Source organism: Poseidonocella sp. HB161398 (assembly GCF_005870025.1).
Taxonomy (GTDB): Bacteria; Pseudomonadota; Alphaproteobacteria; order Rhodobacterales; family Rhodobacteraceae; genus Mangrovicoccus.
The window spans coordinates 1-6,904 of the sequence record NZ_VATA01000141.1 but is presented as its reverse complement, the minus strand read 5'-3'; the positions used below and the strand labels follow the sequence as shown (position 1 = coordinate 6,904).

The 6,904-nt window shown below is 68.5% G+C and carries 8 protein-coding genes; all 8 read right to left on the bottom strand.

Features of this window, described 5'->3' with window-relative positions:
* Window positions 1-258, bottom strand: a 258-nt coding sequence (locus FGX59_RS35625) for an NAD(P)-binding protein (RefSeq protein WP_171060998.1), incomplete at its 3' end; no start/stop codon positions are given.
* Window positions 259-272: 14 nt separating this feature from the next.
* On the bottom strand, window positions 273-1,004 hold the full coding sequence (locus FGX59_RS35620) for an ABC transporter ATP-binding protein (protein WP_138473311.1): 732 nt from the start codon (window positions 1,002-1,004) through the stop codon (window positions 273-275).
* Window positions 1,001-1,735, bottom strand: coding sequence for an ABC transporter ATP-binding protein (locus tag FGX59_RS35615; RefSeq protein WP_206078537.1), 735 nt, complete (start codon window positions 1,733-1,735; stop codon window positions 1,001-1,003). Before FGX59_RS35615 ends, FGX59_RS35620 begins: the two co-directional genes overlap by 4 nt.
* The gene (locus FGX59_RS35610) at window positions 1,732-2,745 is read right to left on the bottom strand and encodes a branched-chain amino acid ABC transporter permease (RefSeq protein WP_138473309.1); all 1,014 of its coding nucleotides are present in this window, start codon (window positions 2,743-2,745) and stop codon (window positions 1,732-1,734) included. Before FGX59_RS35610 ends, FGX59_RS35615 begins: the two co-directional genes overlap by 4 nt.
* A complete protein-coding gene (locus tag FGX59_RS35605; protein WP_138473308.1) occupies window positions 2,742-3,629 on the bottom strand; it encodes a branched-chain amino acid ABC transporter permease in 888 nt (295 codons plus the stop codon). The genes FGX59_RS35610 and FGX59_RS35605 overlap by 4 nt, the downstream gene beginning before the upstream one ends.
* A gap of 104 nt (window positions 3,630-3,733) precedes the next feature.
* Window positions 3,734-5,026: an ABC transporter substrate-binding protein gene (locus FGX59_RS35600; protein ID WP_138473307.1), complete on the bottom strand. Its 1,293-nt coding sequence runs from the start codon at window positions 5,024-5,026 to the stop codon at window positions 3,734-3,736.
* A 945-nt stretch (window positions 5,027-5,971) separates the two neighbouring features.
* On the bottom strand, window positions 5,972-6,166 hold the full coding sequence (locus FGX59_RS35595; RefSeq protein ID WP_138473306.1) for a tetrahydrofolate dehydrogenase/cyclohydrolase catalytic domain-containing protein: 195 nt from the start codon (window positions 6,164-6,166) through the stop codon (window positions 5,972-5,974).
* The coding region (locus FGX59_RS35590) for an electron transfer flavoprotein subunit alpha/FixB family protein (protein WP_138473305.1) at window positions 6,163-6,904 on the bottom strand (742 nt) is incomplete at its 5' end. The genes FGX59_RS35590 and FGX59_RS35595, both read right to left, overlap by 4 nt.

Sequence of the window (6,904 nt, the reverse complement as noted above, 5' to 3'; positions counted from 1 at the left end):
GGGGGCGGCCTTGTATCCCCAGTCGCGCGAGGTGCCGATGTTCCACATCCACTGGGTGCTGTCGATCACCTGCGGCACCCGGTCGGAGCCGCCGGCCTCCAGGAGCAGCACATGGACCGAGGGGTCCTCGGCGAGCCGCCGGGCAACGACGCTGCCCGAGGTGCCGCCGCCGACGACGATGAAGTCATAGCTCCCGCGGATCGTCTCCGCAGGCGTCTCCCGGTCCGGCGAAAGGTCGAGAGGGCTGAAACTGTTCATGAAGGGTCTCCTGGTCAGAGGGGCTCTGCGCGGGCAGGCCGTGCGGCGATGCCCACATACTGGTGGAGGAGCTCCGGGTCGGCCCGGACCTCCGCAATCGGGAATTCGGCCTTGATCTCGCCGTGGTCCATGAAGGCCACGCGGTCGGCGACCGGCAGGACGGCATCGACACGCTGCTCGACGAGCAGGATCGCCACGCCTTCGTCGCGCAGCCGCATCACCGCGTCGCGGATGCCGGCGATGGCCGAGGGCATCAGCCCCTCGGTCGGCTCGTCGAGCATCATCACCGAGGGGCGCAGGCACATCGCGCGGGCCATAGCGAGCATGGTCTGCTCGCCCCCCGAGAGCGTGCCCGAGCGCTGGTGCATGCGGTCGCGCAGCACCGGAAAGAGCTCCAGCGCGTGGTCGAGCGCCGAGAGGTCGGTCTTGCGCGTCATCAGTCCGATCTCGAGATTCTCCCAGACGGTGAGCTCGGTGAAAAGCCGCCTGCCCTGCGGGACATAGCCGATGCCCGCGCGCGGGATCTCCTGCGGCGGCAGCCCGGTCAGGTCGCGCCCGTCGAGCATCAGCCGGCCCGCCGCCGGGCGCACCGTGCCCATGATCGCCTTGAGCGCCGTGGTCTTGCCCGCGCCGTTGCGCCCGAGCAGGCAGAGCACCTCGCCGCCCGCGAGCTCCAGCGAGAAGTCACGCAGCGCCTGGCTCTGGCCGTAGAAGGCCGACAGCCCCTGCACGCTCATCCTGCTCATGCCGGTTCTCCCAGATAGGCCGCCTGCACGGCCGCGTTGGCGGTGATCTCCGCGGGCGTGCCCTCGGCCAGGAGCCGGCCGCGCTCCAGCACGGTGATCCGGTCGGCCAGCGCCAGGACGACATCCATGTTGTGCTCGATCACCAGCACGGTCGCCTCGCGGTTCACCCGGCGGACGACCTCGATGAAATTGGCGATCTCGCTGTCCGACAGTCCCTGCGTCGGCTCGTCGAGGATCAGGAGCCGCGGCTTCAGCGCCAGGCCCATCGCCACTTCGAGAAGCCGCTGGTGGCCATATGCCAGCACCCCGGCCACCGTCTCCAGCCGGTCGCCCAGCCCGACGGCGGCCGCCGCCTCCGCCGCGGCGGCGCGGATCTCGGCCTCGCCCGCCCCGCCGAAGAGCTGCGGCTTCAGCCGGCTCTGGGCGGCGATCTCGACATTCTCGAGCACCGTGAGGCTGGGATAGATGTTGGTGATCTGGAAGGTATAGGCGATGCCGAGCCGCACCCGCTTGTGCGCCGGGAGCTTCGAGACATCCTGCCCGGCGAAGATCACCTGGCCCTCCGAGGGCGGAATGCGGCCCGAGAGCAGGCTGACGAAGGTCGACTTGCCCGCCCCGTTCGGCCCGATGATGGCGCGGATCTCGCCTTCGGCGAGCTTGAAATCCACCCCGTCCACCGCCTTGAGCGCCTCGAAGCTGCGGCCGAGACCGCGGGTTTCCAGCAGCGTCACTTCAGCCATGGCAGGGCCCTTTCGCGGATCGTGCCGAGGATGCCCTTCGGGAACCAGCGGTTGACGAGGATCAGGATGACGCCGACGATCATCAGGTAGGCGGTGGTGATGCCGGAGAGCCGGTCGATCAGCATGGTCATCACCGCCGTCCCCAGAAGCGGGCCGAGCAGCGTGCCGGGACCGCCGACCAGGGTGAAGAGCAGCGCCTCGATCGAGTAGTGGAACCCCGCGAAGGCCGAGCCGATATAGCCGAAGACCAGCCCGTAGAGCGCCCCTGCCAGCCCCGAGATCGTGCCCGAGATGGTGAAAGCGGCGAGCCGCACCCGGTAGGTGTCGAAACCCAGCATCTGGGTCCGCGGCTCGTTCTCGCGCACCGCCGCGAAGAGCCGGCCGAGCGGACCCTGGGTGACGAAGTACATCGCGACCAGCACCGCGGCGAAGATCGCCAGCGCCAGGTTGAAGCGCACCGTGTCGGAGGTCATGTCCATCGCCGCCCCGAAGAGCGAGAAGGACCGCGCGTCGGTGGGCAGGGTCAGCCCCTGGTCGCCGCCGGTGACGCGCGAGAAGTAGAGCGTCGCCAGATAGGCCGCCTGGGCGAACATCAGCGTGACGATCATGAAGGACACGCCCTGGGTCCGCAGCGCCAGCAGCCCGATCACGAAGGAGAAGGCCAGCGAGGCGAGGATGCCGATCAGGAACGAGACCGGCAGCGAAGTGCCCCAGTAGTAGCTGGACAGCCCGGCCGCATAGAGCCCCGCGCCGAAGAACATCGCATGGCCGAGGCTCAAGAGCCCGGTATAGCCCATCAGCATGTTGTAGCCCATGGCGAAGACCGCCATGATCAGGATCCGCGTCACCGCCAGCACGAGGTAGTCCGAGAGGACGAATTGCAGCGCGAAGAGCCCTGCGATCGTGGCGAGGACCAGCGCGAAGAGCCGGCCGTTATGGATCAGGCGGGCCGGGCTGCCGCGCCCGGTCTCCGGCGGCGCCTGGGTGGTGTCGAGGCTCATGCGCGCCTCCCTTTCACGGTGAAGAGCCCCTCGGGCTTGAAGATCAGGACAAGGGCGACGAGCAGGGTCGAGACGATCTTCGCCAGGGTCGGCGAGAAGAAGACGGACAGGAGCCCGTCGGACAGGCCGATCAGCACGGCCGCGGCGATGGTGCCGGGGATCGAGCCCAGCCCGCCGACGATCACCACCACGAAGCTCAGCAGCAGCGGATCGGTGCCCATCAGGTAGTGCGCCTGCTGGTTCGGCACCACGAGCACGCCGGCCACCGCGGCCATCATCGCGCCGATGGCGAAAACCGCGGAATAGACCTTGCCGACCGGGATGCCGAAATTCAGCGCCGTCTCGCGGTCGAACTGCGTCGCCCGCATCAGCAGGCCGACCTTCGACTTGCGCATCAGCAGCCACAGCGCCGCGACCAGCGCGAAGGCCACCGCGACGGTGAAGAGCTTGTAGCTCGAATAGCCGAACCAGGGCGTGCGGATCGTGTAGTAGAAGGGCGCGTCGACCGCGCGGGCATCGGGCCCGAAGGTCAGGAGCGCCCCCTGCTGCAGGATGTAGAGCATGCCGATGGTCGAGACGATCGTGCCCTCGGGGTTGTAGCCGATCTTCTGCAGGATGGTGCGGTCGGCCGCCCAGGCGAGCGCGCCGACGGCGAGCGGCGCGACCAGCAGCCCGGCGATGAAGCCGAGCGCGGGCGGGCCGGGAATGTAGGCGCCGCAGGCCCAGGCGATCAGCGCGCCGGCCATGAAGAATTCGCCATGGGCGACATTGACCACGCGCATCACCCCGAAGACGAGGCTGAGCCCCAGCGCGGTCAGCATCAGCACCGAGGCCTGGACCAGGCCCTCGAGCCCGGCCAGCAGCAGATATGGAGCGAGATCCATGAGGCAATCTCCGCCCGGCGGCCGCAAGCACGCAGCCTGCACCGGGATCGTTTCGTGTTCCGGAAGCGCGGGAGCGCCTCAGCGCCCCCGCGGGTCGGGCGGGATCAGAAGGACATCTGCGTGTAGTCGGTCTCGTCGGGATAGAGCGTGTCCTCGATCGAGGTGCGGTGCACGACCTTCAGCTTGCCCTCGGTCACCTGGCTGATGTTCTGGTGGCCGAAGGACTGGTGCGTCTTGCCGTTGAAAATCTTGTCGCCCTGCGGGAAGGCGGCGCCCTCCTCGAAGCCGGAGATCGACTCCATCGCCTCCATCATCGCGATCTTCTGCTCGGGCCCGCGGTAGTCGGCCATCTCCATCGCCTGCTTGATGGCGAAGAGCGTCTCCCAGACCGAGAACATGTGGGCATAGGTGGAGATGTCCTTGGGATCGTCGAGGGACGCCCCGCGGTCATCGACGCCGACAGCCGCGCGGAAGGCCTGGTCGGCCTCGCTCTGGGTCTCCTGCGCATAGCGCGGCATGGCCTCCCAGAAATAGGTGCCTTCCAGGAATTCGAGCTGCGGGATCTCCATGTCGACGGCCTCGAGGCTGTCGATGAAGCCGAAGATCTCGGGGCGGTTGCGGCCCAGATGCTCGCCCAGCTCCTTGACGAAGGTCAGCACCGCCGGGCCCACCATCACGTGGTAGATCACGTCGGTGTTGAACGGGATGCGCGGCATGTAGCGGGTGAAGGAGGTCTCGGTCGGCGGGATGGCGATATCGGCGACGATCTCGCCGCCCTGCGCCTTGATGGCCGCCGTCATGTTGTCCCGGTGGTCGTAGCCGAAGTTGAAATCCGGATAGATCAGCGTGACCTTCTTGCCCAGGTTGGACGAGATCCAGGGCGCCATCGAGCTGACCTGGGATTTCACGTCGGTGATCGAGGGCTGGAAGCAGTAGCGGTTGAACGCGCCCGAGGCCAGGGTATGCGCCTCCGAGCACAGGAAATACGGCATCTTCAGCTCGCCCGCGCGCGGCGCGGTGGCGGCGACGACATGGGAGAAGAGATGGCCGAAGACCGCGTCGACCTTGTGCTCGGCGGCGAATTTTTCCATCACCTCGACGCCCCGCTTGGGATCGGTGCCGTCATCCTCGACGATCATCTCGACCGGCAGGCCGTTGATGCCGCCGCCCTCGTTGATGATCTTCAGCGCGGCATTGGCGGTGCGCTCGTACCAGCGGCCATAGGAGGCGCCGATGCCGGTCCGGTGGAAGGGCGCGCCCAGGCGGATCGCGTCGCCTGCCTGGGCCTGGGCGCCGCGGATCAGGCCCGGCGCTGCCAGGACGACCCCTGCCGACGCCGCGCTCCGCAGGAGGCGCCTGCGCGTCAACCCGCTGTTATTCATGTGAAGTTTTTTCATAGTCGCTCCGCTGTTGGCCTGGAGGTGCTGCCGTCTTGCGCGGCATGCCTAACAATCGATAGCTTAAGCATCGGCGCAAATTTGTTTGTGTCACAATAGAAAATTGCATCCTCAAATCAGCTTTGGCATCTCTGCCCGGTTTTTGCGCGCCTGCCCCGCCTGGTGGCCGGTTTTTGCGGAATTTGGGTGCATGCCTACAATCTGGCGGCCCGTCAGCCAGCCACAGCTTTCCGTCCGGAGGGCCCGGCTTCCCGGCCCCCGCCCGGAGGTCGGCGCCCCCCTGCCCCGGGCACGCCACGCACCCCGGGCCGCGAGCCGCCTGCCAGCGGAGTTCAGCCACAGCAGCGACCCGCGGCCCGGCCCGCCGGAGCCGTCGGCAGATTGCCGGGATGCGGATGCGCCTGCACGCAGGCCCTGCCGCGGAACGCCGACCGCTGCGACACCCCGCCGTTCAAAGCCATCCCCCACGGAGCGATCTGCCTCGCCCGTCCTGCCTTCCTGCCCTGCCCCGGTCAGCAGACAGCAATGGGTGCCGCGCCGGTCCCGGCAGGCCGACGCCACCGCAAGGCGCGCCTGTCACTGGAGCGGCTTCAGCGTCTAGCTCAAATCCCTCCTGAACAGCCTGGCTGCCCAGAATCGCGATCCTCGTCCGCCTCGCCCTGTTCCCGGCAGATCGCGGCGCGGGCGGTGCCAGGTCACAGCCTGGCCCGGCTCTGCCATTGAGGACGGCCGCAGATCACTTTGCCCCCTGTCCGCGGACCAGCCGGGCAACGGATTGCCGACGTGGCAATGGCGCCGGCTGCCGTCATCTGCCACGCGCAGCGCCGACCGCGCCTGCCGGAAGCTCCAGCGCACGCCTTCCCGGCATCACATCGCCCCGCAACTGGCCCGCGCGATGCCCCGAGCGCTCCCGTGCCGGTGCCGTCTTCGCCCCGGGAGGCTCGGTCAGCGCATCCCCGCGGCCTCGGTCGCGCGGATCTTGGCGGCGGCATGGACGCGGCTGGCCGGGTCTTCGCCAAGGAGGATCACGACGAGCCCCGGGACGGTGCCGGTGGCGGCCGCGAGCGCGGCCACCTCCGAGGCGATCTCCGCGCGGAGCCGCGCCGCGCGGGCGCGCCCGTCGATCAGCCGCGCCCTCATCCGACCCGCTCCGTCAGCTCCGGCACCGCGTCGAAGAGGTCGGCGACGAGGCCGTAATCGGCGACCTGGAAGATCGGGGCCTCTTCGTCCTTGTTGATCGCGACGATCACCTTCGAGTCCTTCATCCCCGCAAGGTGCTGAATCGCCCCGGAAATCCCCGCCGCGATATACAGATCCGGCGCCACGACCTTGCCGGTCTGACCGACCTGCCAGTCATTCGGCGCAAAGCCCGAGTCGACCGCCGCCCGCGACGCGCCAACCGCCGCGCCCAGCTTGTCCGCCAGCGCGCCGATGATCGCGAAGCTCTCCTCGGAGCCCACGCCGCGCCCGCCCGAGACCACGATCTTCGCCGAGGTCAGCTCCGGCCGGTCGCTCTCCGCCAGCTTGTCCTCGACCCATTCGGCGAGGCCCGTCGCGCCCGGCACCGGAACCGTCTCGACCGCGCAGGCGGGCTGCGTTCCGGCGGCCTCGAAAGTCGAGGTGCGGATGGTCGCTACCTTCTTGGAATCGCCCGATTTCACCGTCTGGATCGCGTTCCCGGCATAGACCGGACGCTCGAAGGTCGCGCCGTCGACAACGGCCGTCACATCCGAGATGATCATCACGTCGAGCAGCGCGGCCACCCTCGGCATGATGTTCTTCGCGTCCGTCGTGGCCGGGGCAAGGATATGTTCATGCGACTCGGCGAGGCTCGCGATCAGCTGCGCGGTGTTCTCCGCCAGCCGGTGGCCCAGGGAC